This window comes from Streptomyces sp. JH002 (assembly GCF_050916115.1).
Lineage (GTDB): Bacteria > Actinomycetota > Actinomycetes > Streptomycetales > Streptomycetaceae > Streptomyces > Streptomyces xiamenensis.
Window position 1 is genome coordinate 49,668 of the sequence record NZ_CP087989.1, and the last position, 25,033, is coordinate 74,700.

General features: G+C 71.5%; 21 protein-coding genes and 1 pseudogene. 11 read left to right on the forward strand and 11 right to left on the reverse strand.

Features of this window, described 5'->3' with window-relative positions; all coding sequences use genetic code 11:
- Window positions 1–2 precede the first annotated feature (2 nt).
- From H7827_RS00225 to H7827_RS00265, 9 genes are read right to left on the reverse strand one after another with little or no spacing between them, the layout of a single operon-like run.
- Window positions 3–797, reverse strand: coding sequence for a thioesterase II family protein (locus H7827_RS00225; protein WP_432741578.1), 795 nt, complete (start codon window positions 795–797; stop codon window positions 3–5).
- Entirely contained in the window at window positions 794–1,900 is a 1,107-nt protein-coding gene (locus H7827_RS00230) for a C45 family autoproteolytic acyltransferase/hydolase (protein WP_432741580.1), read from the reverse strand. Before H7827_RS00230 ends, H7827_RS00225 begins: the two co-directional genes overlap by 4 nt.
- Window positions 1,897–2,511: a GNAT family N-acetyltransferase gene (locus tag H7827_RS00235; RefSeq protein WP_432741582.1), complete on the reverse strand. Its 615-nt coding sequence runs from the start codon at window positions 2,509–2,511 to the stop codon at window positions 1,897–1,899. Before H7827_RS00235 ends, H7827_RS00230 begins: the two co-directional genes overlap by 4 nt.
- Before the next feature lies 1 nt (window position 2,512).
- Window positions 2,513–2,788, reverse strand: a complete 276-nt coding sequence (locus H7827_RS00240) for an acyl carrier protein (RefSeq protein ID WP_200362272.1) — start codon at window positions 2,786–2,788, stop codon at window positions 2,513–2,515.
- Window positions 2,778–4,337 carry an AMP-binding protein gene (locus H7827_RS00245; protein WP_432741585.1) on the reverse strand — a complete coding sequence of 520 codons (1,560 nt, stop codon included), beginning with the start codon at window positions 4,335–4,337 and terminating at the stop codon, window positions 2,778–2,780. The genes H7827_RS00240 and H7827_RS00245 overlap by 11 nt, the downstream gene beginning before the upstream one ends.
- Window positions 4,334–7,663, reverse strand: a complete 3,330-nt coding sequence (locus tag H7827_RS00250; protein ID WP_432741587.1) for an amino acid adenylation domain-containing protein — start codon at window positions 7,661–7,663, stop codon at window positions 4,334–4,336. Before H7827_RS00250 ends, H7827_RS00245 begins: the two co-directional genes overlap by 4 nt.
- Window positions 7,660–9,975, reverse strand: coding sequence for a class I tRNA ligase family protein (locus tag H7827_RS00255; RefSeq protein WP_432741589.1), 2,316 nt, complete (start codon window positions 9,973–9,975; stop codon window positions 7,660–7,662). The genes H7827_RS00250 and H7827_RS00255 overlap by 4 nt, the downstream gene beginning before the upstream one ends.
- A complete protein-coding gene (locus tag H7827_RS00260) occupies window positions 9,972–11,102 on the reverse strand; it encodes an NAD(P)/FAD-dependent oxidoreductase (protein WP_432741591.1) in 1,131 nt (376 codons plus the stop codon). Before H7827_RS00260 ends, H7827_RS00255 begins: the two co-directional genes overlap by 4 nt.
- Window positions 11,102–12,442, reverse strand: coding sequence for a lysine N(6)-hydroxylase/L-ornithine N(5)-oxygenase family protein (locus H7827_RS00265; protein WP_432741593.1), 1,341 nt, complete (start codon window positions 12,440–12,442; stop codon window positions 11,102–11,104). The genes H7827_RS00260 and H7827_RS00265 overlap by 1 nt, the downstream gene beginning before the upstream one ends.
- Window positions 12,443–12,991: 549 nt before the next feature.
- Here H7827_RS00265 and H7827_RS00270 point away from each other — a divergent pair.
- Window positions 12,992–13,135 (forward strand): hypothetical protein, encoded by a 144-nt coding sequence (locus H7827_RS00270; RefSeq protein WP_432741595.1) that lies wholly within the window; start codon window positions 12,992–12,994, stop codon window positions 13,133–13,135.
- Between the two features lie 133 nt (window positions 13,136–13,268).
- Here H7827_RS00270 and H7827_RS00275 read toward each other — a convergent pair.
- Window positions 13,269–13,754, reverse strand: a pseudogene (locus H7827_RS00275) (transcriptional regulator); the annotation flags it as partial.
- Window positions 13,755–13,811: 57 nt separating this feature from the next.
- Here H7827_RS00275 and H7827_RS00280 point away from each other — a divergent pair.
- From H7827_RS00280 to H7827_RS00290, 3 genes are all read left to right on the forward strand, one after another.
- A complete protein-coding gene (locus H7827_RS00280; RefSeq protein WP_432741597.1) occupies window positions 13,812–14,288 on the forward strand; it encodes a type 1 glutamine amidotransferase domain-containing protein in 477 nt (158 codons plus the stop codon).
- A gap of 89 nt (window positions 14,289–14,377) precedes the next feature.
- Window positions 14,378–14,977 (forward strand): TetR/AcrR family transcriptional regulator, encoded by a 600-nt coding sequence (locus tag H7827_RS00285; protein WP_432741599.1) that lies wholly within the window; start codon window positions 14,378–14,380, stop codon window positions 14,975–14,977.
- A 252-nt stretch (window positions 14,978–15,229) separates the two neighbouring features.
- Window positions 15,230–15,964: an SDR family NAD(P)-dependent oxidoreductase gene (locus H7827_RS00290; RefSeq protein WP_386533002.1), complete on the forward strand. Its 735-nt coding sequence runs from the start codon at window positions 15,230–15,232 to the stop codon at window positions 15,962–15,964.
- Between the two features lie 129 nt (window positions 15,965–16,093).
- Here the strand turns inward: H7827_RS00290 and H7827_RS00295 are convergent, their stop codons facing one another.
- Window positions 16,094–17,119 (reverse strand): MerR family transcriptional regulator, encoded by a 1,026-nt coding sequence (locus tag H7827_RS00295; protein WP_432741601.1) that lies wholly within the window; start codon window positions 17,117–17,119, stop codon window positions 16,094–16,096.
- A gap of 365 nt (window positions 17,120–17,484) precedes the next feature.
- Here H7827_RS00295 and H7827_RS00300 point away from each other — a divergent pair, with 365 nt between their 5' ends.
- The 7 genes from H7827_RS00300 to mnhG all read left to right on the forward strand — a co-directional run bounded on the left by H7827_RS00300 (window position 17,485) and on the right by mnhG (window position 25,020).
- Window positions 17,485–18,456 (forward strand): TIGR03557 family F420-dependent LLM class oxidoreductase, encoded by a 972-nt coding sequence (locus tag H7827_RS00300; RefSeq protein ID WP_432741603.1) that lies wholly within the window; start codon window positions 17,485–17,487, stop codon window positions 18,454–18,456.
- Between the two features lie 254 nt (window positions 18,457–18,710).
- Complete coding sequence (locus H7827_RS00305; RefSeq protein ID WP_432741605.1) at window positions 18,711–21,605, forward strand: Na+/H+ antiporter subunit A; 2,895 nt, start codon at window positions 18,711–18,713, stop codon at window positions 21,603–21,605.
- Complete coding sequence (locus tag H7827_RS00310; protein WP_046725309.1) at window positions 21,602–22,183, forward strand: Na(+)/H(+) antiporter subunit C; 582 nt, start codon at window positions 21,602–21,604, stop codon at window positions 22,181–22,183. The genes H7827_RS00305 and H7827_RS00310 overlap by 4 nt, the downstream gene beginning before the upstream one ends.
- Window positions 22,180–23,799: a Na+/H+ antiporter subunit D gene (locus tag H7827_RS00315; RefSeq protein WP_386533015.1), complete on the forward strand. Its 1,620-nt coding sequence runs from the start codon at window positions 22,180–22,182 to the stop codon at window positions 23,797–23,799. The genes H7827_RS00310 and H7827_RS00315 overlap by 4 nt, the downstream gene beginning before the upstream one ends.
- Window positions 23,799–24,374 carry a Na+/H+ antiporter subunit E gene (locus tag H7827_RS00320; protein ID WP_386533092.1) on the forward strand — a complete coding sequence of 192 codons (576 nt, stop codon included), beginning with the start codon at window positions 23,799–23,801 and terminating at the stop codon, window positions 24,372–24,374. Before H7827_RS00315 ends, H7827_RS00320 begins: the two co-directional genes overlap by 1 nt.
- On the forward strand, window positions 24,371–24,664 hold the full coding sequence (locus tag H7827_RS00325; protein WP_030737945.1) for a monovalent cation/H+ antiporter complex subunit F: 294 nt from the start codon (window positions 24,371–24,373) through the stop codon (window positions 24,662–24,664). The genes H7827_RS00320 and H7827_RS00325 overlap by 4 nt, the downstream gene beginning before the upstream one ends.
- Window positions 24,661–25,020: a monovalent cation/H(+) antiporter subunit G gene (gene mnhG, locus H7827_RS00330; RefSeq protein ID WP_386533019.1), complete on the forward strand. Its 360-nt coding sequence runs from the start codon at window positions 24,661–24,663 to the stop codon at window positions 25,018–25,020. The genes H7827_RS00325 and mnhG overlap by 4 nt, the downstream gene beginning before the upstream one ends.
- Window positions 25,021–25,033 lie beyond the last annotated feature (13 nt).

The following is a 25,033-nucleotide window of genomic DNA, read 5'->3' on the forward strand; positions in this document are numbered from 1 at the left end:
TGTCAGATGACTTCGGTGTGTTGGTCGGCCCGGACGGCGGTGAGGAGCAGATCGGTGGCCGCCCGGGGGCTTGTGTCGCGGAAGTAGAAGTGCCCGCCGTCGACCCAGTGCACGGCGGGCGGGGTGCGGCACTCGTCCTTCCACTCCCGCATCCTGTCGGGGTGCAGGTAGGCGTCCTGCCGGCCGGCGATGACGCTGACCGGCACCTCCAGGGGTGCGGCGGGGCGGTACCGGTAGCCGGCGGCCATGCGGAAGTCCGCGATCACCGCGGGGAGCAGCAGGTCCATGAGCTCGTCATGGGCCATGACTTCCGGGGGGAGTCCCTCGAAGAAGTTCAGCCGCTCGGCGAATTCCCTGCCTTCCAGGGCGGCGAGTTCCCGTACCCGCGGTGAAGGGGCCCGTGCCGGGGCGGAGATGCCGGAGACGCACAGGTGCCGCAGGGTGGGCAGGTCGCGCAGCCTGCGGGCGGTCTCGAACGCGACCAGGCCGCCGAGGCTGTGTCCGAACAACTGGACGGGGCGGCCGGCCGCTCCCCCGGTCTCCCGCTCGGCGGCACGGATCGCCGTGGCGGCGCCGTCGGCGAACTCTTCGAGTGTGGGGTGGGGTTCGGCCGCGCGGTGGCCGCGTCCCGGCGGGCACACGGCGGCGATCCGTGCCTCTTTCCCGAGTGCGGACTGCCAGGCGAGGAACGAGCGGGGGTCTCCCCCGGCGTGGGCGAAGACGTAGACACGGGGCGTTTTGGGGGTGTCGGGGCCGCGGGTGACGAACCAGTCGGCGGGGTGTGCGGGCGTGGTCATGGCGATGTCACCTCCGCCGGGTCGAGCCGGAAGGAGCGGGTGCGGGAGCGTGCGGGGTCGCCGGGCCGTACGTGCAGTTCTCCGAGGCCGGGCCGCAGTACGACCGCGGCGACCGTGCGTTCCCGCCGGATGTCGCCGTTGCCCTCGACGCGGAGTGGGGGCCGGGACAGCACGGCGAAGTGGTCCTCGGCACGGGCCTCGGGCGGCAGCGCGGCCAGTTCGCGGCGGCAGGTCTCCAGCCGCAGCCGGGAGAAGTTCCGCGCGAAGACGTTGAGCGCGTCGTGCGGGGCGAAGTCCGGGTGCAGGTAGTGATTGGTGTGGGTGGTGACGGCGGCCTCGGCGACGCGCAGGTCGTCCCCGAGGATCTCCACCCAGGCCGTCTTGCGCGTGTCGCACAGGACGAGGGTGCGGGAACTGGTCAGCCGCAGGCCGCGCAGTTCCCGCACCGCCTCGTCGACGCCGGAGGTGGTGTCCAGCAGATGGCGGATGGCGAGGTACGGCGGGAGGCCGGGGCGCCAGGTGCCGCCGAGCACCAGGTTCAGTCCCACGGCGAGGCCGTCGCTGTTGATCCCGAGGTAGCCGAGCAGGCCACCGAAGCTGAGGACCAGGGAGCGCCGGGGTGATCCGGCGGGGGCGACGCGCAGCACGCTGATCTGGTCGTCGAGGTCGCCGTTGAGATCGACGGTCTGCGCCAGCACGGCCGGGGCATCGCCGCCGGCGCGGGCGTACGTCGTGCAGTCACCCGCCGTCGGAATCCGGCGGTAGCCCATGATCTCCCGGCGCAGTTGGAGCAGCAGGGCCTCCTCCTCGCTGAGTCCGGCCCCGGCCGCCAGGCCGCGGATCTCCGCCATGAGCCGTGGGGCCTGGGTCTCGATCTCGGCGCGGTGGGCGGCGAGCAGGGGACGCAGTGACTCCAGGGAGAGGGGCCCGGGCAGGATGTGGGAGAGCCGGGCCAGGCCGTCGCCGACGAAGGTGCGCAGCCGGGCGCCGAGCGCCGTGCCGTGGCGGTGGCCGCGCGTGTAGGGGGTGCCGTGCGCCAGGATCAGCGGAACGTGCGGGGGTGGCCCGGTCCCCGCCGTGTCTCCGGTGGGCGTCCGTGTCATGCGGGCTCCGGCTGGTGGATCACCTTGGGCCGGACCAGCAGTTGCTCGCGCAGCTGGGGCCATTCGCCCCGCAGCACGCTGTAGTAGACGGCGTCACGGCGGCGGCCGCCGGGCATCGGGTTGAAGCTGCGCAGGGTTCCCTCCTCGGTGGCGCCGATGTTGCGCAGGCCCCGGCGTGCCTGGAGGTTGAGCACGTCGGTCTTGAATTCGACGCGCTCGGCCCCGAGTCGGGTGAAGGCGTGCTCCAGCATGAGGAACTTCGACCAGCGGTTGACTCCCTGGCCCTGGAACCGGGTGCCGATCCAGGACCAGCCGATCTCCAGTCGTCCGTCCGCCTCGGCCATGTTGCAGAAGCTCATGCTGCCCGCCGTGCGGCCGGCCGATTTGTCGATGATGTGGTGGACGACGCGCCGGCCGGCGTCCTGGTCGGTGAGCGCCGCGTCGAAGAAGGCGTCGAAGTCGGTGTCCGTCTCGATCCGCTGGACGAAGTAGCGCCAGATCCGCGGGTCCATGGCCGGTTCGCGCAGCGCTTCGCGGTCCCCGGGGACGATCGGACGGAGCAGGACGTGGTCGTTCTCCAGGGGTGTGCCGGCGATCCGTGCCCAGGTCATGTCAGTCCACCTCTCCGACGTGGCGCGCCAGCGCCGTGGTCACATCGCGCAGCGTAGCCATTGCGGCGACGTCCGGTTCGGTGAAACGCGCCAGGCTCACGGCCGCCTCGTCGCAGGCGGACATGAGGAACAGGACCTTGTTGAGTGAGGTCAGCCCGTAGTCGCCGGCCAGGTCCGCGTCGAGGTCGAGGGCTTCGGGGGCGAGGCCGGATTCCAGGGCCCGGGCGAGGTGCCGTCTCGCCACGGACTCGATCGTGGATTCGGTGTCAGGCGGCATGGACGCCTCCTCGGGTGCCGTTGATGTGTGCGTGGTAGGTGTCGAGGATCCGGCCGCGACGGGGCTTGAGCTGGGAGGTGAGCAGCCCGTTGTCGACGGTGAACCGGCCGCGCGCCACCACGATCTCGCGGATCTGCTCGTCCGCGCCGAACGCCGCGTTCGTGCGGGCGAGTTGCTCGGCGATGGCTTGCTCCTCCCGTGGTCCGACCGTGTCGGAGGCGGGTGAGACGACGGCGACCAGATGCGCCGGTGGGAGGGAGAACACCACGCATTCCTCGATGGCCGGGCTCGCTCTCAGGTGCTCCTCGATCGGGCGTACGGCGATCTTCCGGCCGTTGTCCCGCACGATGACGTCGTCGGCACGGCCCAGGACGTAGAGAAAGCCGTCCTCGTCGATGTGGCCGATGTCGTTGGTCCGCACCGTTCCGTCGGCGGCGAAGACGCGTTCGGACACGCCCGGTGGGGCCTGCTCGTAGCCCCGGCACACGGGGTGGTCGGCACGTACATGGATCACTTTGTCGGCGTCCAGCAGGACCTGTTTGCCGGGGAGCACGCGTCCCACGCTGCCCGCCCGGTGGGCGCCGGGGTGGTTCTTGGCGACGATGCAGGTCTCGTTGAGCCCGTAGCCCTCGAAGAGCGGCAGCCCGAGGGCGTCGAAGAACCGCAGGGTCTCGGCGCTCGCCGGTGCCGAACCGGTCCACAGGTAGCGGATGCGGTCCCCGAACAGCCGCCGGGCGGCGGCCCGCGCTGCCCCTTCGCCGCTTGGCACCGGGCCGCCCGCCGGTGCCTGGAGGTGTTTCCTGGCCGCCTCGAAGAAGCCGGGTACGCCCATCACCACCGTCGGCCGGATCTGCCGCAGGGCGGGGAAGGCGGCCTCGTAGGTGCTGAGGGTGACGTCGTGGCCGAACCGGAGCGCGGAGTACGTCCAGTAGCGCTGTTGCAGCACCGACAGGGGGAGGAAGACGAAGAGGTTGTCGTCGGGGCCGTGCCGGAACATCTTCTGGACGGCGTGCAGGTCGTCGTCGATGCTGCCGACACTGGCCGTGAGCGTCTTGGGCTCGCCGGTGCTTCCGGAGGTGAGCTTGAGCGACGTCACGTCATCGGGCCCGTACCGCAGGGGCGGTACCTGCCGGCCGGGGGTGCTGCGCGTGACGGCCGTGCGGACGGTGTCGGCGAGTGCCCTGATCCGGGGCCCGTCCGTGCCGCCGGCGCCGGGGCGGTCGGTGACCAGCAGGGAGAGCCGGTAGCGGTCCAGGAGGGCGGGGTCGGCGCGGGTGAACCTGGCCGGGTCGAAGCCGACGGTGACCGCGCCGAGCCGCAGGGCGGCGAGGTCGAGCACCATCCATTCCAGGCAGTTCGCGGCGAGGACGCCGATCCGGTCCCCGCGGGCGATGCCGAGGTCGCTCAGGTACAGCGCGAGCCGTCCGGCGCGGTCGTACAGGTCGACGAGGTCCAGGCTCTCGACGCCACCGAGCCGGAAGAAGGAGATGCGGTGTCCGGCAGCGGGGGGCACGGCGACGATGTGGTTGATCACCGAGGGCTCGCTCATGTCGCCGGCCCCGCCTTCCCGGACTGGGACGCGCCGAGCCAGTGCGCCATGGTGCGTACGGTGTCGACCTCGGGCAGCCGGTCCATGGTGAGGGTGCGGCCGAACCGCTTGCGGACCGCGGTGAAGATGCGCGCGGCGGCCAGGGAGTCCCCGCCGAGGTCGTACAGGGCTCGGGTGACGTCCAGGTCCGTGGCCGCGATCTTGAGTACCCTCGCCCACAGGTCGGCGACCTGGCGTTCCACTTCCGTGTCGGGCGCGGCGACGCCGGTGGCGGGATCGGCTTCCTCGCCGTGGTCCGCCAGCCGTGCCCGGTCGATCTTGCCGTTGCCCGTCAGCGGGAGGCTGTCGTGCCAGCACACGGCGGCGGGAATCATGTAGTACGGCAGGTGCTCGCGCAGGGCCGCCCGGATCGTCTCCCGCGAGGGGCGTTGCGCGCCGGCCGGCACCAGGTGGGCGACGAGTGCGCCGCGGTGTCCGCGCTCCTGCCGGAGAACCACGGCGCGTGCCACGGCGTCCAGTGCCATCAGCCGGCTCTCCACTTCTCCGGCCTCGATGCGGTGGCCGTTCACCTTGATCTGGAAGTCGTCGCGGCCGAGGATGTCGATCTCGCCGTTGGGCAGATAGCGGCCCAGGTCGCCGGTCCGGTAGAGCCGTTCACCGCGCACGGGGTCGTGGACGAAGCGTTCGGCCGTGCGTGCCGCGTCGCCCCAGTAACCGCGGGCGAGGCCGGTTCCGGCGGCCCAGATGTCGCCGGTCACCCAGTCGGGCATGTCGCGCAGGTGCTCGTCCAGGACGTACGCCCGGTTGTTCGCGTTGGGCCTGCCGTACGGGATGCTGCGCGAGCCGTCCTCGTCCGGCCGGATCGGGTGCACGATGTTCCAGATGGTGGTCTCCGTCGGTCCGCCCAGCGAGACGATCTCCAGATCGGGCTTGAGCGCGCGCAGGGCCGCGGGCAGTTTCGGGGGGATGCGGTCGCCGCTCATCATCACCAGCCGCAGCGCGGGTAGTGTCCCGGGTCCCCCGGCGCCTGTTGCCACGGCCTGCTCGTGCAGGAGGGAGACGATGGCGGGGACGGAGTTCCAGACGGTCACGCCGGTGTCGGTGGCCAGCCGCAGCCAGTGCTCGGGGTCGGTTGCCCGGTCCGCGTCGGGCAGGACGACCGCGGCTCCGGTGCTCAGGGCGCCGAGGATGTCGAAGACGGACAGGTCGAAGTGGAAGGCGCTGACTGCGAAGAGCCGGTCGTTGGGCCCGATGCGGAAGCGGGCGGTGCAGTCGGCGACGACGTTGGCGACGCTCGCGCGGCTGACCATGACGCCCTTGGGCTCCCCCGTCGTGCCCGAGGTGTACAGGACGTATGCGAGCCGGTCGTCGGGCACCCGGGGGGCGGCGCCCGGGTCGGGTGGCGGGCCCGGCGGCGGCGGCCGGGTCGCGTCGAGCGACAGCACCTCGTAGCCGTGCGGCTCCGGTGCTCCGCCCGTGTTGGTGAGGACGTGGCGCACCCGGCCGTCGGTCAGCATGTACGCGCGCCGGGCCGTGGGCAGGGCGGCGTCGATGGGCAGGTAGGCGGCGCCGGCGAGGAGGGTGGCGAGGATGCCGATCAGTTGTTCGGGGCCCCGGTTCATGACGAGGCCGACGAGTTCGTCGGGTGCCGTGTTCCGCTCGCGCAGCCAGGCGGCGGCGTGCGCGGCGTGCGCGTACAGGGCGGCGTAGCTCCACGTTGCCGTGCCGGTCACGATGGCCGGCGCGTCGGGGGCTCGTCGGACGTGGGTGAGGAAGGCGTCGGTCGGCGGACCCGGTGCGGGCGGCGGGGTCGCCGTGTCGTTGGCGGCCCGGCGGCGGTGGCGCTGGGCGTCGGGGAGCAGGTCGAAGGTGGTCGCGCCCCAGGCGTCGTCGGTGCACAGGGCGTGCAGGAGTCGCTGGTAGCCGGCGGTCACGGCCTCGATCAGGCCGTCGGGGAAGAGCTCATCGACGCTGTCGAACTGGACGACGATCCCGCCGTGTTGTTCGAACGCGGAGACGTCCAGCCAGACCTGGGGCGTCTGGCTGGAGGTGTACACCTCGGGGCCGAACAGCTCCAGCGCCGAACCGTCGACGCCCGCGTGCCCGTGTCCGAGGGCGCTGTTGAAGGTGTACGGCATCCGGCTCGCCGCGGATCCGCGCCGGGCCAGTTCGCGCAGCACCTCGATCCCGGTGAAGTGCCGGTTGTCCAGTTCCCGGCGCAGCCGGGCCTGCAGGGCCCGGGCCCGGTCGGCGAAGCTGATGCTCCGGTCGACGCCGACCTCGACCAGCATGGTGTCGCAGAAGTTTCCGACGGCGTCGAGGATGCGCGGGTGGATCGGCGGGCGGTTGGCCACGGTGGTGGTGATCGTGAAGCGTGATCCGGCGCCCCAGGCGGCCAGGGTGTCGGCGTAGACCGCGAACAGCAGTGCGGAGGGGGTCAGTCCGCGGTCGGCGGCGCGGGCCTTGAGGGCGGCCCACCGCGGTGCGTCCATGCGGGCGAAGCGCGCGGTGAAGCGGGGTGCGGCGATCGAGGACGGGCTGGTGCGCAGGGGCAGATCGGGGTGGGGCGCGAGGTCCTCCAGCCGCTCCAGCCAGTGGGCGCGGGCGCGGCGGGCGGGGGCACGGGAACGGGCGGTCTCCAGCGCCGCCACGTACGCCTCGAACGACGCCTCGTCCGTGTCGCGGGGGGCCGCGTCGCCCTTGTCGTAGGCGGTCCGCCAGTCCCGGAAGAACACGAACATGGAGGTGGCGTCCATGATCAGTCCGTCGTGGTCGATGTGCAGGACCATGCGGTCCTCGGCGAGGATCGTGACGTCCGCGGCCAGCAGCGGCGGTCTGTCGGCGGGCAGGACGCGGTGCGAGCGTTCCTCGCGCAGGGCGAGCCGGTGCTCGCGCTGCGCGTCGCCGGACGCGCCGCGCAGGTCGAAGCGCCCGACGCGTACGTCCACGGTGCTCTGCGTCACCTGCCTGCCGTCGGGCGTGAAGCGGGTGCGCAGGGCCGGGTGGCGGGCGACGACGGTGCGCAGCGCGCTCTCCAGCCGGTCGAGGTCCCAGGCCCCCTCGATCTCGTGGTAGACGTGGCTGGCCACGTTGCCGATCTCGACGTGCGCTCCGCGCCCGAGGAGATAGCTCTGCTGCAGGGCGGTCAGCGGGAATCCCCCGGGAGCGCCGAGGTGGGCGATCAGTTCGGCCTTGTGTGCCCTGATGAGGCCCAGGAGTTCGGTGTCCATGCGGTCGCGCGGGCCCTGGAGTCTGAGGTCGGTGCCGGTGGAGGTGAGGGCGAGACCGCGCGCCTCGATCTCGCGGAGCACCTGTACGTGGCTCATGCCGTTGCCTCCCGGTGGGCCGCGAGGGTGTCGGGGTCGGCTCCGTCCGCGATGCGGGCGGCGAGGTCGGCGACGGTGCGGGCGCCCAGCAGGTCCTCCATGGGGATGTCGGCGCCGAGGTGTTCGGTGATCCGGTACTGCAGGGCGATGGCCTGCAGCGATTCCATGCCCAGCTGGACGAGCGAGGTACCCCGCACGGGTTGGCCGGCGGGCAGGCGCAGGGTCTGGCGGACCAGGTCGCTCAGCCACGGGAGCAGCGGCGGATCGTCCTCCTGCGAGGGGAGATCCGGGGGCGCGGAGCGTGGCGGGGGGACCGGCTCCCCCGGGTCGGCGAAGAACTCCTGCCGGGCGAGGCCGACGGCGGTCCCGGCGGGCACCAGCTCGACCGTGGTGGGCCATCGGTGTGGCGGGGGCGCACCGATGGCGGCGGCGAGCCGGGCCGCGAACCGCGGCATGACGGGGGCGGCGCAGTCGGCGAGCAGGCGTGCGGCGGCCAGTTCGAGGGCGATGGCGGTGCGGGCCTCGTCCCGGCAGCTGTCGAGGTGCGCGGCGGGGGCCTGCAGTTGGGCGAAGGCCATGATGTCCTCGACGATGCCGTTCAGTTCCCGAGCCGCGCGGTTGAGGGAGAATCCGTCCTGGCCCAGGCTGCCGGTGACGGCCGCACGCCGGTTCTCCAGGCGGGCCAGCAACGCCATGTGCTCGGGCGTCCAGGTGCCGGCGTCCGGGGCGGTGCCGCCGTACCGCTGCTCGAGGCGGTCGCCGAGTCCGTTCAACCAGCCCTGCCAGGTGCCGATGAGGGTCTGCCGGACGTACCTCTGGTAGGCGCCGCGTTCGAAGGTGGTGCGGCGTCCTTCGGGGCGGGTCAGCGCGAGGTAGCAGCGGATGCCGTCCACCGTGCGGGGGTTGAGGATGTCCTTGCCCCGGATGACGTGGCCCCGGCTGGTGGAGAACTTGCTGTCGCCGAGCAGGTAGAACTCGTTGATGTGGTAGTCGATGTCCGGGGTCCACTCCGGGTGGGCGAGCCGGTAGAGCGCCGGGACGAACACGGGGTGGAAGAAGCTGCCGTCCGAGCCGAGGAAGTGGACGATCTTCCAGTCCTGTTCGGGGGCGTCCGCCGTCCAGGAGCGGCCGAGGCCGCGGCCGAGCGACTCGATGCCGTGCAGGACGCTGAAGGCGTAGTCCAGCCAGGACCAGATGACCTGGCCCTCCACGGCGGTCCCGGTCGGCTCGATGCCCCAGGTCGCCGGGTGGGTAACGGGGATGTCGAGGTTCTCGCGGCGGGAGAGGCGGTCGGCCAGTTCCTTCACGGCGGGTGGGACGCGGCCCAGTCGGTGGTGGGCGGCGATGTCCTTCAGCAGCCGGTGCAGCGGCACCGTGTAGCGGGTGAAGGTCCCCTCGCGCGGGGCGGTGTTCGACGCGGTGGCGTGCGCGTCGGTCAGGTCGGTGCAGACGTTGGGTTCCCGGCATGCCTCGCACACGTTCCCGCCGGAGGATTCGCCGCAGGCGGGGCAGCGGCCGGTGACCGCGGACTCGTACAGGTACGCCCCGCTCACGGCGTCGAAGAGGGCGGGGCCCGCGGCGGGGGCCACGGTGCCGTCGGCCGTGAGGCGGGAGAAGAACGTCCGCAGGGCGTCCGGATAGGTGTCGTCCTGGCTGGTCGCGGTGTACTGGTGGATGTCGATGTCCATCAGGCGGAGGGTGGCGAGGATCTCGGCGCTGTAGTGGGCGGCGGTCGCCGCCGGTTCACGTCCCTCCCGGTGGGCGGCGGCCACGACGTAGTTCTGGTAGTCGTCGCTGCCGGTGAGGTGCCAGGCGTCGGCGCCGTTCATGCGCTGGAAGCGGACGAAGACGTCGGCGCCGAAGAACGGGCCGGACAGGTGGCCCAGATGGAGGTCTCCGTTGGGGGTCGGCGCGGAGGAGAACACGAACAGCGGGCGGGTGCCGAAGCGGCGGTGCGCGGGGGCGGCCGCGGCCCCGGCCGCCCTGCCGGCGTCGCGCCAGTAGAGGCTGAGCAGCAGCAGTTCGGTGTCCCCGGTGTTGGTGACCGAGTGCGTCTCGAAGGGCTCGAACTGGACGACGGTCGAGGCGCGCACCGGGTGGCGTTCGGCGTCGACGGTCAGCTCGCCGCTGCCCGAGACGATCACCCACGTCTCCGTCTCGTCGTGCTGGTGCGCCTGCGATCGCGCGCCCGGTTCCACGCTCACCCAGGCGGCGGCGACACCCAGGCGTGCCGCGGTGCCGGTGTCGAGAGAGGTGACGTGGATGGCGTCGCAGGGGTGGGGGGCGGCGGCGCTGTGGGTGCTGATCCTCACGAGTGGCTCCCTTCGTTCTGTGCCGGGCGGGGCCGGTGCACCGGCAGACGCAGCAGGTCCGCGGCGGCCGAGGCGATGGCGGGGGCGAGGCGGTAGCCGGATCCGCCCGCGGCACCGGCGAAGACGACCCGTCCGTGGGGGTCCAGGGCCCGTACCTCGGGTTGCCCGGTCGTGCTGTAGGCGTCGCAGAACACCCGCCCGGACAGGGCCCGTTCGGCGAGCCGGGGCAGGTGACGGCGCAGGGCTGCCCGTGCTTCGGCGGTGTTCTGGGGGGTCAGTCCGCGCGCCGCTGTCCCGGGATCGGTGTCCCATTCCTGGCAGGTGTAGCTGAACAGCCAGTGCCCGCGCTGCCTCAGGGGCAGCAGGAAGGCGTCGTCGTCCTCGAAGACGATGGCGCGGTCACCGGCGGCAGGTGGCCGGTCGAGGTGCACAGCGATGATCTTCTTGACCCGGGCGCCGAGCGGTGCGACAAGGTCCCGCCAGGCGGGCTCGGCGAGCCAGGGCCCGGGGGCGAGGACGGCCTGGCGTGCCGTCAGGGTCTCGCCGGTGCGCAGCCGCAGCGTCACACCTTCACCGGGCCCGGACCGGTCGTCGGCATCGGCATCGGTGTCGGAGGGCTCCACCCGCACGACCTCGACGCCTTCCCGGAAGCTCACCCGGTGGCGCAGGTCGCGTGCCAGCGCCTGGACGAGGGCGTACACGTCGGCGTGCTGAGCGCCCTCGCAGCTGAACACCCGGCTGTCGTGCGGGAGGCTGATGCCGAGCGAACCGACCGTGGGCCGGCCGGCCGGGGCCAGCCGGGCGGAGTCGAGGTAGGTCCGGGCGAGACGGCGGGCGGTGGCCGGGGAGGCGATGACGGACAGGGGGGTCGGGTGGATCGGCAGCCGCGGATCCAGGTCGGTGAGTCCTTCGTAGTAGTCCTGGCTGTACCGGGCCATGCGCCGCAGGCGTTCTGTCGCACCGCGCGGGCAGTGCAGTCCGGCCGAGTACCGGCTCGCGCCGCTGCCGGCGGTCGCGCGTTCGAGGATCACGACGGACGTGGTGGGCGCGCGGGCGGTGATGTGCCGGGCGATGAGACAGCCGACGATTCCGCCACCGACGACGGCGATGTCGGTCCCCTCCGCCATCACAGAGCGCCCGGTTCGTCGTCAGAGGGCTTGGCGGACCACTCCACGAAGGACGGCAGTTGTCGGTCGGAGCCCTCCCCGATGATCCGGTCGAGGATACGGCGGCTTCGCCAGGCGGTGAGGCTCAGATTGGGATCCGCCAGGCCGCGCTGCCCGCGGGCGGCGTTCTGCATGAAGATCATGCGGTCGCGCGGGCCGTCCCACCGGACGGCGAAGTCCTGGTCGATGCGGTACTCGTCGCCCTCGCGCTCCAGCCGGTCGGCGATGGGTGCGAGGAAGTCCGTCGGGGCCGGGCGGAACCCGGTGGCCCACACGATGATGTCCGTGTCGAGGTGCTCGACGGCGCCGGGCTCATCGTTGTGGGTCATCTTCATGGCCCACGCTCCCGATTCGTTCCTGGCCACATCGGTGACGTCCCGGTTCGGCAGCAGTGTCACGAGGTCCTGGGCGCCGCGGATGAAGCGGTGCTCGTAACAGTGCTGGTAGATCTCCCGCAGCGTCGATCCGGAAATCCCGTCGCTGGTCAGGATGTTCTTCCTGTTGAGCGAGTTCCGCGTCGCGCGGTCCAGTCCGAAGAAGTGGTCCGAGTAGCTCGGAACGTAGTACTCGTTCGTGAACGGCGAGTCGTCGAGGGGGAGATAGTTCTCGCGCCGGGACACCCACGTCACCCGCCGGGGCAATTCCTTCGACGGGCGCGCTATCAGGTCCAGGAAGGCCTCGGCGCCGGACTGGCCTCCGCCGACCACCGCGACCCTCTTGCCGGCGACGTTCTGTGATTCCACCGTGAAGTCGGAGACGTGGAACTGGGTTTCGCCGAGCTTTCCCAGGGAGGTCTCCGGCACCCACGGCCGGGTGCCGACGCCGACGACGATGTTCTCCGCCCGCAGGGTGCGACGGCTGGTCCGGACGACGAACCAGTCGTCGAACTCCACGGAGAGCACCTTCTCGCCGAAGACCACGTTCTTGTTGCGCCGGCTGGCCCACTCCAGATAGTTCCGGAACTCCATGCGCGGCACCGCGTCGTACTGCGCGTTGATGAAGTGGTAGATCCTGCCCTGCTCGTGCAGGTAGGCCAGGAAGGAGAAACCGTTCGTGGGGTCGGACAGCAGGACCAGGTCCTTCAGCAGCGAGACCTGCAGCGACGCGCCGGTCAACTGCTGGCCGTCGTGCCAGCCGAACTGATCGTTCTCGTCGAGGAAGAGGTTCGACACCCCCGGCAGGCCGTGCAGCAGCGACGCCAGACTGAGATTGGCCGGGCCGACCCCGATGCCGATGCAGCGGTAGTACGTCGATTTCCCTGCTTCGGTGTGCGCGCTTCCTTGTGCGACAGATTTTCCCACAGTGTTAACACACTCCCAGCACTGACGTCGCCCGACCGCCGGGGGGATTCTGCCTTCACGTGGACAGCTGTCGCAGGGGCATCGCGGAAGACCCTTCGATGCGACCTCAGTGGTTTTCATCTCGGCCGAATTTCAGCCAACGCTTTTCAGAGAATCATCCATGCGATGCAGCGGGGATCCGGAACGGCCAACGTGAGGAGAACACCGGGCACCCAGAAAGTCGGCTCATGTGCACGTGCTCGTTCGCCTGTCTTGCATTTACGGCCACGCGGGGAATCCGGCACGTACTGCCGAGGCCGTTTCCCCGCATTTCATATCGGCGATTTTCTTGGCTTTCGAACGTCAACCCAAGCTAACACGGGCCTCATTGTGCGCCAAGAGACATATTCCTGTGCCAGATGCGGACACATTTTCGACCGCCTCTGAACTTCGCCACGGCTTCCCTGCTTTGACCAGGGACTTCATCGTGGCCCGTGAACGTACCCGGGAAACGGAAACTCACCCTCCACCGTGAAATTCCGGGATATCGCGCGCCGGGATTCAACGGCCTTGGCCGGTCGGCGCGAGCGGGCAGCCGCCTACACCACCGTGCAGCGCTCGGCGCGCGAGCTGTACGGGGACGGCGGGTACCGATCCCTCCGGCACGCCATCGAGTACCCGGAGCTCAACGGCCTCTTCGCCGCATCCCGCTGATCCCCGTCCACCGGCCCGGTCGGCGTCGTTTCGGCGCCCGCCGCGCACACGGCGACCGACAGGATCGCGAGGGGGCAGGGCACGGTGTCCGTTCGCCGGCGGGGCGGGAACGCCGGGTGACCGAGGGCCCGGTTCAGGACTCCCGGCGAGGGACGGCAGGGGTGAGCGTCCAGGAGATGAGGAGGTCGAGTGCCTGGCGGGAGGGCGAGCCGGCCTCGGTGCTGTAGAGGAAGACGGCTGCTTCGGTGTCCCCGGGGAGGGTGAACGTTTCGTACTGGACGGTCAATTCGCCGACCAGCGGGTGGAGCAGTCGTTTGGATCCGTGCGTGCGCTGGTGGACGCGGTGCTGCTGCCACCAGTGGCCGAACTCCGCGCTGTTCTCCTGCAACTCGGTGATGAGGTCCTCGGTGGCCCGGTCCCCGGGCGTACGGCCGGCCTCGAGGCGGAGGTTCTCCACGGCCGCGCGGGCCTGGAGTTCCCAGTCGACGAAGAGGGAGCGGGCTGCCGGGTCGAGGAGGATCCACCGTGTGTAGTTGCGCCGAGCCGGCGGCAGGGCGTCGAAGTCGGTGAACAGCGCTTTGGCCATCCGGTTGGCTCCCAGGACGTCGGCTCGGCGTCCCCGCTGGACCAGCACAGCGCCGACCCGGCGATCGCCGGTGCGGACTGTGCGCGGCATGTGGCCCACGCCCGGAAGGCACTGCGCGACTTCGGTCCGCTGCTGAAGCTGGACGAGGTTTCGGCCACCGACTACGACGCCGTGGTACTGCCGGGCGGACACGGTCCCGTGGTCGATCTCTTCCAGGACGCGTACCTGGGCCGGCTGCTGGTGGAGGCCGACCGCGCCGGCAAGATCATCGGTGCGGTCTGCCACGGCCCGGCCGCGTTGCTGTCCGCGGTCGACGAGCGGGGCGGGTGGATCTTCTCCGGCCGGCGGATGGCCGCGTTCACCGACGAGGAGGAGCGCCTGTTCGGCACCGCCGACAACGCTCCGTGGCTGCTGGCGAGCCGACTGCGCGAGATGGGCGCCCGGCATGAGCACGGTGCCCCCTACCAGGCGTTCACCATCCAGGACGCCCACCTCTTCACCGGCCAGAACCCGGCTTCCAGCGCCCCGATGGCCGACGCGATCAACACCGCGCCGGCAGCGGGCTGACCCCTCCGCCGTGCAACCGCCGCCCGCCCGGGTCCGCCGGGGGCGAACCTGTTATGGCCCGTACAGTCCAGAACTCATACCATGAGGACATGGCCAGACCTCGCAAGTTCGACGAAGATCGCGTGCTTCTCGCTGTCCGCGATGAGTTCTGGGACAAGGGCTACGCGGCGACGTCCCTGGAGGACCTGCTGCGGGTGAGCGGGCTCGGCAAGGGCAGCCTGTACGGCGCGTTCGGAGACAAGCGGAACCTGTTCCTGCGGGTGCTGCGGGACTACGACAACACGAACCTGTCGATGCTGCGCGAGCGCCTGGAGTCCGCGCCGCGAGGGATCGACCTGGTGCGCGCATTCGTGCTCAGCCCGGCCGCCGACCCCACCGGGGCAGTTGCGCGTCGCGGGTGCCTGCTGGCCAACAGCAACGCCGAGCTCGCCACCAGCGCGCCGGATGTTGCGGCCGAGGCCCGCCGCAGCTACGACGCGATCACCGCCATCCTCACCGAGGCGCTGGAGCGGGCCCAGCGTGAGGGCGACCTCTCCCCCGACGCGGACCCCGGCGAGACCGCCCGCACCGTTCTGATCGCCCAGCTCGGCCTCATCGCGCTCGGCCGCACCGGCATGGACATCGACACCCTCACCGCGGCGGCGCAGACCGTTCTGGCGCGGCTCCTGCCCGCTCTCCCGCCCACGTAGCGGCCATCCGCCGGCCGGCCTGGAACCGGCACACGTCCTTACGGGCCCGAGTGTGGTCAGGCGCGCCTTCGTGCTGCGCGCCACACACCACGCTTCGCACGCAGGGCGCCCACCGGCCGCGCTCCCGCCTGCCCTGCGGCGTGCTCGGCCCAGGCTGCCGAGTCGCCCCTCACGGACCTGTTCTTGACTGCTCGGTCCATATCGTGGATTGTTATGGACTCAACGGTCCATAATTCTTGAGAAGGGGGCGGCATGGCCGTCTTGGCAGGCAAGGTCGCTGTGATCACCGGAGGCAGTACCGGCATCGGTTTCGCAACGGCACGCGCGTTCCGCGATGCGGGCGCCCAAGTGTTCATCACCGGTCGCCGCAAGGACGCGCTGGACGCCGCGGTCGCCGAACTCGGCACCGGCGTGACCGGCGTGGTGTGCGATGTCTCGGTGCCCGCGCAGCTCGACGCGTTCTACGAGGCCGTGCGTGAACAGGCCAGTGGTATCGACGTGTTGGTCGCGAACGCCGGAATCGGCACCGCGGCTCCGCTCGGCGAGGTGACCGAGGAGCTGATCGACTCCCTGTTCGCCACCAACGTCAAGGGAACGATCTTCACTTTTCAGCAGGCACTGCCGCACCTGAACGCGGGTGCCTCGGTGATTCTGACGGGCTCGACCGCCGCGACGCGGCCCGACCCCGGGCTTGAGGTCTATGCGGCGTCGAAGGCCGCGGTGCGCAGTCTTGCCCGTGGTTGGGCCCTCAGCTCGCGCGCACGCGGTTTCCGGGTCAACGTTGTATCGCCGGGCGGGACGCGCACCCCGGGTCTGCTGGAGCTGGTCCCGGCCGAGGTGCTCAAGCAGGCCGAAGAGGGCGTCCCCCTGGGCCGCCTCGCCGAGCCCGAGGAGATCGCCGCGGTGACGACGTTCCTTGCCTCGGACGCGTCGAGTTACGTCAACGGTGCGGAGTTCTTCGCCGACGGTGGATACGCACAGGTGTAGGAGCGGCCGTACGCGGCGGGCTCGTGGATGAGTTGTCCGCACGTCACGCCTTCCTCCCTCCGAGTCCGCTGTCCAGGCGGACCCGGATCGGCGGGAGCGATCACGACCCCACACCGCCCCGGCCACCGCTCACTCCGGTGGTGCGGTCGCGGTGGGGTCCAGGACGGCGGCGAGCCAGGTGTTCGCGGCGGCGTAGCCCGCGAGTTCGGCGTGGTTAGCGTCCAGGGTGCCGTCCACCATCTGCACGAGGAGCTGGTACCGCTCGTACGGATCCGTGGGCCGGGGTCCGTTCGCCTCGCGCTCCTGGTCGGCGAGGATCTGCGGCTCGATGAGCAGCAGTCCTCCCGCGAGCTCCCGTCGCGTCGCCGCATCGTCGAACGAGGCCCCGAACATGCCGCCCAACCAGCGCAGATACCGGTCGCCCAACTCCTGGGCCTGTGGGGAGCCGGGGGCGAGGCCCGCCTGTCGCGCGGCGACGGCTTCCTCGATGAGGGGCGCGGCGCGCTCGTAAGCCTTGAGCGCGTCCTGGGAGACCAGCAGGTGTCCGGGGCCGTCGGTGAAGCGCTCGTTGAGGTCCGCCCGCACCGCGCTGCGCACCTGCGGGTCGCTGACCAGCGCCGCCAACTCGATCCACGCGTCCAGTTGCTCGGGGGTCGGCTCGTCCGGCAGGCGGGGCGGGGCGGAGTTGAGCTCGGCGACGAACCGGGGGTTCTCGTTGAGCCCTTCGCTGACATCGGCCCAGAACTCCGCGATCAGCCGCTCCCGCTCCTCGTCCGACAGGGACACCAGCCGGTGCAGAAGCGCGGCCTGCTCGGCACTTCCGTGCTGCCGGACCAGTGCCCGCAGCACCGCACGGCGGGCGCGCAGCCGCGATGCCTCGCGCTCCACGACCGCCAGGTGGGCGGTCGCGAGGTCGTGGAGCGTGGTCTGCCCGGCGAGCAACCGCCGGATGTCGTCGAGGCCCGCGTCCAGATCTCGCAGTGTGCGGACCAGTTCGAGGCGCGCGATGGCCTCGATGTCGTACAGGCGGTAGCCGGCGGTGGTGAGTGCGGAGGGCTGGACCACTCCGGCGTCGGCGTAGTAACGGATGGCGCTGACACTGAGGCCGGTACGGCGTGCCACGTCTCCGATCGGGTACATCTTCTCGTCGTCCACGGTGCAACTGTGGGGTCTCGACCCGCTTGAGACACAAGCCCGCTGGGATCCGTGTTCGATGTCGCGCGGTGGGCGTCGACCGCGCACGGGTACCCGGCTCGAGCCGGGCCGGTCACGCACCGGAACCAGGGGGCGCACGCCTTTCTGGAGCGGCAGCTGGACGGCCCGCGATCCGATGTGGCCGGCGGGGTGGTGACGGCGAGGGGCATCGGTGCATGGGCCGGGTGGGCCCGGGCGCGTCGTGGTCGGGGTGGGCCGTTGGGGGGAGCGGGGTGTCCGGGCGGCCTGTCGGGGCGGGGCCCTTGTGCTGTCTCTGGCAGCGTGCCGCGGGAGTGAGCCATGGCCGGGGCGAGTGAGGGGTTCGGATGCAGATCGGGTACAAGCTGGCGGCGGAGGGGTACGGTCCCGCGGAATTGGTGCGGCAGGCTGTGGCCGCCGAAGCGGCCGGGTTCGACTTCGTCGAGATCAGCGACCACTTCCACCCCTGGCTGGACAACCAGGGCCATTCCCCGTTCGCCTGGGGAGTGCTGGGCGCGATCGCGGCGCGTACCGAACGCATCGGGCTGGCGACCGGGGTGACCTGTCCGACCGTCCGCTACCACCCGGCGGTCATCGCGCAGGCGGCGGCCACGCTGGCGCTGCTGAGCGAGGGCAGGTTCACGCTCGGCGTCGGTTCCGGGGAGCGGCTGAACGAACATGTCGTGGGCCGCGGGTTCCCGGACTCGGTCCGGGTACGGCAGGACATGCTCCGGGAGGCGCTGGAGATCATCCGGCTGCTGTGGCGGGGCGGCTACCGCTCCTACGAGGGCCGGTACCTGCGACTGGAGGACGCGCGGGTGTTCGATCTCCCGCCGAACCCGCCGGTGCTGGCGGTGGCGGCCGGGGGCGAGGAGGCCGCCCGGATGGCGGGTGAGCTGGGCGATGGGCTGTTCGCGACCGAACCCCGGGGAGAACTGGTGCGCGCCTACCGGGACGCCGGGGGCGGCGGCCCCCGCTACGCCGAGGTCCCCATGGCGTGGGCGCCGGACGAGTCCTCGGCCGTGCGGGCGGCACTGGAGACCAGCCGGTGGGCACTGACCGGATGGAAGGTGATGAGTGAGCTCCCCAACCCGGTGAACTTCGACGCCGCTGCCGCCACCGTGCGGGAAGAAGATGTCCTGAACCACTTCGCCTGCGGCCCGGACCCACAGCGGTATGCCGAGGTGGCTCAGCCGTTCGTCGACGCGGGGTTCGACCATCTGGTGATGCAGAACGCGGGGCCGGACCCCGATGGCTTCCTCGACTTCTACCGCAGCGACCTCGACAGCCGGCTGCGTGCGCTGACGCCCCGGGGCTGAACCTGCCGCAGCCACGGGCCAGGGGCCGGCGCGGGGAGGAGCGGGCCAGGACGGCGGGCCGTGCTGGTTGAGCCGTTCGTGGTGGCTGTGGGGCGGTGCCGGGGTGGGGTCGGCCGGGCGGGGAGACGAGGGTGTGACCGCTGTGTGTGGAGGGTCTGGGCGGCGGTGCCGGGGCTGCGGGGGTGCTGTGGTCCCTGAGGGAGGATCGGCGCGTCCCGCCCGTATATGCCTTTGGTGCCGATAAGCATGGGTCCATGACCGTGCTGGTCCTGGCTCACTTCGTGCTCGCGCTCTGTGCCGCGCCGCTCATCCGGCGTGTCGGGGCGGGGGGTTTCGCCGTGCTCGCGCTGCCGCCCGCGGCGGCGATGGTGTGGGCGTTGTGCCAGTGGGGGGTGACAGCCGGTGGCGGGGCGCGGGTTGAGGTGTGGACGTGGATCCGTACCTACGACGTCCACGTGGCGTTCCGACTGGATGCGCTGGCACTGGTGATGGTGCTGCTCGCGGGCGGGATCGGTGCGCTGGTGCTGTGGTACTGCACGCGCTATTTCGTTTCCGGGGGGCCTCAGTTGGGGGCGTTCGCGGGAAATCTGCTGGCCTTCGCGGGGGCGATGCTGGGGCTGGTGCTCGCCGATGACCTGATGGTGCTGTACGTCTTCTGGGAACTGACCACGGTGTTGTCGTTCCTGCTGATCGGGTACGACAGTGAGAACCGCGGCAGCCGGCGGGCCGCTCTGCAGGCGCTGACGGTGACCGCGTCCGGTGGGCTGGCGATGTTCGTCGGGTTCCTGATGCTGGGCAACGCCGCCGGTACGTACCGGATCTCCGAGATCCTGGACGCTCCGCCCGCCGGCAGCGGGGTGGTCAGCGCGGCGCTCGTGCTGATCCTGGTCGGGGCGTTCGCCAAGTCGGCGGTGTGGCCGCTGAGTCTGTGGCTGCCCAACGCCATGGCCGCGCCGACACCGGTGAGCGCCTATCTGCACGCGGCGGCGATGGTGAAGGCGGGGGTGTATCTGGTGGCCCGCCTGGCGCCCGCCTTCGCGGAGGTGGCGCCGTGGAAGCCGCTGGTGCTGGTGCTGGGCACCGCCACGATGCTGCTGGGCGGGTGGCGTGCGCTGCGGCTGCACGATCTCAAGCTCGTGCTCGCCTACGGCACCGTCAGTCAACTGGGGTTCCTCATCGTCCTGGCGGGTGCGGGTTCCTACGGCGCCGCGCTGGCGGCTGTCGCGATGATCCTGGCGCACGGCCTGTTCAAGGCGGCGCTGTTCCTGGTCATCGGCATCGTGGACCGTGCCGCCGGCACCCGGGATCTGCGGCGCCTGTCGGGGGTGGGGCGTGGCCTGCCGTGGGTGTGCGTCACGGCGGTGGTGGCCGGGGCGTCGATGGCGGCGCTGCCGCCGTTGTTCGGATTCGCCGCGAAGGAAGCGGCTTTCGACGCGCTGCTGCACGGGACCGTCGCCGAGCGTGTCGTTCTGGGTCTGATCGTGGCCGGCTCCGCGCTGACCACCGCGTACACGCTGCGTTTTGTGTGGGGGGCCTTCGCCCGCAAGCCGGGGCAGGAGGACACGGTGGTGCGGCCGGTGGGGCCGGTGTTCCTCGCGGCGCCCGCGCTGCTGGCCGCCGGCTGCCTGGTGTTGGGGCCGGGCGTCGGCTGGACGGCCGGGCTGTTCGAGGCGTACGCGGCGCAGTACCCGGTGCCCGCGCACCCCTACCACCTCGCGCTGTGGCACGGTTTCGGCGCGGCGCTGGGGTTGTCGGTGCTGGCCTGGGCGGGCGGCGCGGCGCTGTTCGTACTGCGCACCCAAACGGTGGCGCTGGGGCGGCGCTTGGCGTGGCCCAAGGCGGACGAGATGTACGGGCGCGGTGTGCTGGGCCTGGAACGGTCCGCGCTGCAGGTGACCGGTCTCGTGCAGAAAGGTTCGCTGCCCGCCTACGTCGCCACCGTGCTCGGTGTCATGCTCGCCGGTCTGCTGGCGGTGCTGGCGATCCGGCGGCCGTGGGACGGGGTGCCGGGCCCCCGGGTGTGGGACTCACCGTGGCAGGCCGCGGTGGCCGCGCTGACCTGCGCGTGTGCCCTGATGTGTCTGGTGGTGCGGCGGCGTATGAAGGCCGCCGTGCTCGCGGGGCTGACCGGGTACGGCACGGCGTTGCTGTACGTCGTGCACGGCGCTCCCGACCTGGCGCTCACCCAGTTCGGCGTGGAGACGGTGGCGACGGTGGTGCTGGTGCTCGTGCTGCGCGGGCTGCCGGTGTACTTCGGGGAGACCATGCCGAACTCGCGGCGGGTGGCGAGCTGGTTCCTGGGGCTCAGCAGCGGGGCCGCCGTCGCCTGCGCGGTGTGGCTGGCGGCGGCCGCCCGCCGCGAGGCGCCGGCCGGGGACGCGCTGACCGAGGAGACCGCCCACCACGGTCTCAAGGACGTGGTGGCGACGATCCTGGTGGACTTCCGGGCCTGGGACACGATGGGCGAATCCGCCGTGCTCGCGGTCGCGGTCCTGGGGGTGACCAGCCTGCTGTACGTGCATCGCCGCCAGGGCCCGTCGCCCGGCCCGGCGCCGGGCGCGCCGCCGACCCTGCCCGGCGGAGTGACCGCCTGGTCGCTGGCCGGTCCCACCGGGGGCGGGTACGGTCAGGGCGCCCCCGGGCGCAGCTGGCTGGCCGCCGGCAACACCTTGGCGCCCGAGCACCGTTCGGTGGTGTTCGAGGTGATCGCGCGGCTGGTGTTCCACCCCATCCTGATCCTGTCGGTGTATCTGCTGCTGTGCGCGGAGAACCTGCCCGGTGGCGGCTTCGTGGGCGGCCTGGTCGCCGGGGTGGCCCTGATGATCCGTTATCTGGCGGGCGGGCGGTACGAGTTGGCCGCCGCCGCACCCGTCCACCCGGGCTTCTTCACCGGCATCGGGCTGACCGTGATCACCGGCATCGCGCTGATCGGGCTGATCGACGGCACGGTGCTGCACGCCTGGACCTGGCACGGGCACCTGCCGGGCATCGGCGACTTCCACGCCGGTACGGCGGTCCTGTTCGACCTGGGGGTGTATCTGCTGGTGCTGGGCGCGGTCCTGGACGTCGTGCGGGCCCTGGGTTCGAAGATCGACCAGAACACCGAACACACGGCCCGGCTGGCCCTGCACGGAGAGGCGAAACCATGACCGTCAGCGCGACCCTGTTGATCTGCGCCGTGGTACTCACCTCCGTCGGGGTGGTCCTCATCCACACCAGGGCCCTGACCCGGGTCCTGATCGGGATCATCGTGTGCGGGAACGGCATCAACCTGTTCGTCCTGGCCGCCACCGGGCGCGCCGGACTGCCCCCGCTGCTGTACCCGGGCGTCGCCCACTCCCGGGTCACCGACCCGCTGCCGCAGGCGATCGTGCTGACCGCCGTGGTCATCACGCTGGCCACCACGGCGTTCGTTCTCGCGATGGCCTACCGCAGCGGTCAGCTCACCGGTTCGGACTTCGTCCCCGACGACGTCGAGGACCGGCGCATCGTCCTGCGTGCGGTGATCTCCGCCGAACGCGCCGAACTGCGCGAGCAGCACGGGCAACCGAGCCGACGGGCCCGGCGCGAGCAGCGTCGCGAGCACCGCCGCCGGCTGCGGGCCGACCGCGCGTTCCAGGCCCGGGCCCGCGACGCCTCCGGTGACCTGTGGGACGACATCCTCGGCGCCGACCCGCCCCCGCCTCCGCCCCAGCCCGACTCCCGGCAGGAGAACGACACCCGGTGAACGCCCTCGTCCCGCTGCCCGTGGTCCTGCCCCTGACCGCCTGCGGCCTCAGCCTGTTCATCGGTCCGAGGCTGCGCTCGCTGCACCGCCTGATCAGCATCGCGGTTCTCACCATCGTGCTCGCCGTCGACGTCATCCTGCTGTTCGAGGCGGACCGCTCCGGGCCGCTGGCCGTGCACCTCGGGGACTTCGCCCCGCCGCTGGGCGTCACCCTCGTCGCCGACCGGCTCTCCGCCCTGATGCTCACCGTCTCCGGCGCCGTCACCCTCATCGTCCTCATCTACGCGCTCGGCCAGGACATGGCCGACCGGGAGGAGCGGGCCCCGATCCCCGTCTTCCACCCGGCCTACCTCGTCCTGGTCGCCGGGGTCTCCTGCACCTTCCTCGCCGGCGACCTCGTCAACCTGTACGTCGGCTTCGAGATCATGCTCATGGCCAGCTTCGTGCTGCTCACCGTGGGCGGCACCGAGCCGCGCCTGCGCGCGGGGTCCACGTACGTCGTCGTCTCCCTCGTGTCCTCCCTGGTCTTCCTCGCCGCGATCGCCGTCGCCTACGCCGCGGCGGGCACCGTCAACTTCGCCCAGCTGTCCGTACGCCTCGCCGAAGTGCCCGAGGGCGTGCGGATGCTGATCGAGGTGCTGCTGCTGACCGTCTTCGGCGTCAAGGCGGCGGTCTTCCCCGTCGCCGCCTGGCTGCCCGACTCCTATCCGACCGCGCCCGCGCCGATCACCGCCGTTTTCGCGGGACTGCTGACCAAGGTCGGCGTCTACTCCATGATCCGCGCCGAGACGCTCCTGTTCCCGGGCAACCACCTCACGCTCGTCCTCATGGCCATCGCGTTCGCGTCGATGCTCGTCGGCATTCTCGGCGCGGTCGCCCAGACCGACCTCAAACGGCTGCTGTCCTTCACCCTCGTCAGCCACATCGGGTTCATGCTGTTCGGACTCGCCCTGGGCACCCGCGAGGGCATCGGCGGCGCCATCGTCTACACCGCCCACCACATCACCGTGCAGACCACGCTCTTCCTGGCGGCGGGACTGCTGGAGCGGCGCTACGGCACCACCGAACTGACCCGCCTGGGCGGCGCAGCACGCACCGCTCCGCTGCTGGCCGTGCTGTGGTTCATCCCCGCCATGAACCTCGCCGGTATCCCCCCGCTGTCGGGCTTCCTCGGCAAACTCGGCCTGATGCGGGCCGGCGCGGCGGACGGCGGTGCCGACGCCTACATCCTGCTGGGCGCCATCGCCGTCACCAGCGTCCTCACCCTGTACGTGATGGCCAAGGTGTGGAACCTCGCCTTCTGGCGTGCCGAGCCCGCTCCCCTGCCCGCCGAGGGGGTGGTCCTGGAGGACACCGAGGAGGACGAGGAACGCCCCCACATCCCGATCGGCCCCGCCGGCCCCACCGGCCCGGCCGGCAGCGGCGCGACGCCCACCGGCGCCTGCATCCGCACCACCTCCCGCGTCCCGCTCATCATGACGAGCGCCACGGCGGGTGCCGTCGCACTGGGACTGGCCTACACCCTTCTGGCCACGCCCCTGACCGCGGTCGCCGACCGGGCGGCCGGCGAACTCCTGGCCCGTTCCCCCTACATCGAGGCGGTCCTCAACCCGTGATTCCCCCCGTGCCGCCCGCCCCCCGCCACCGGCGGCTGGACCTCCCGCTGATCGCCTGGCTCACCGTCATCTGGATGCTGCTGTGGTCCGGGCCCACCTGGGGCAATCTCATCAGCGGCGTCCTCGTCTCCGTCCTGCTGTGCCTCGTCTTCCCGCTGCCCGCGGTCGAACTCGACCTGCGGCTGCGGGCGATCGGCATCGTGAAGCTCGCCGGATACCTCCTGTACGACATGGCGGTCTCCAGCGTCACCGTCACGCGGCAATCCCTGGCCGGACGCCGGCGGCTGCGGCCGGCCGCGGTCGTCGCGGTGCCCCTGCGCTGCCGGACCGACCTCATGATCGCCGCCTGCGCCGTATCGGTGTCGTGCGTGCCCGGCGGCGCCCTGGTCGAGGTCAACGGCACCACCGCGACCCTGTTCCTGCACATCTCCGACGCCGATCAGCCCGGCAGGATCGAACGCTCGCGCCGCAACGTGTGGCGCCTGGAGGCGCTCGTCGTACGCGCCTTCGGCACCCGCGCCGAAATCGAACGGATCCGCACCGACCCCCCACAGCACAAGGAACCCCGCCCATGACCCAGGCCAGTGACGTTCTCCTCAACACCGCGCTCGGCGTCATCCTGCTCGCCGGCGCGCTCCTGCTCATCCGAATCTGGCGCGGCCCCTCCATGCTCGACCGGGCCATCGCCATCGATGTCGCCGCCGCGCTGATCGTCGCCGGCATCGGCGTGAACGCCGCGTCCACCCGCACCCGCTACTACTTGTCGATCATGCTCGTCATCGCGTTCCTCGGCTTCACCAGCTCCGTCGGCATCGCCCGCTTCATCGCCGTACGCGACCGCCCCAAGACGAAGGAAGCCCCGTGAACACCTGGCACCAGGTGGCCGACCTCATCGGCTCGCTCCTGCTCCTCGCCGGCGCTCTCGTCGCCCTGTCGGGCGTCATCGGGCTCCTGCGCCTGCCCGACGTCCTCACCCGCTCCAGCGCCGCGACCAACCCCCAGACGCTCGGCATCCTCCTTCTCACGGCCGGAGTCGCTCTCCGGCTGCGTTCGTGGACCGACGCCGCCACTCTCGCCCTCGTCGTCTTCTTCCAGCTCCTCACCAGCCCCGTCGCCGCCCACATCGTCGCCCGGGTCGCCTACCGCACGCAGCAGACGGAGCACCATCCGCTCCTCCACGACGACCTCGGCGCACAGCAGCGGTCCGGAGAGACCGACTAACACGGACCCCGGG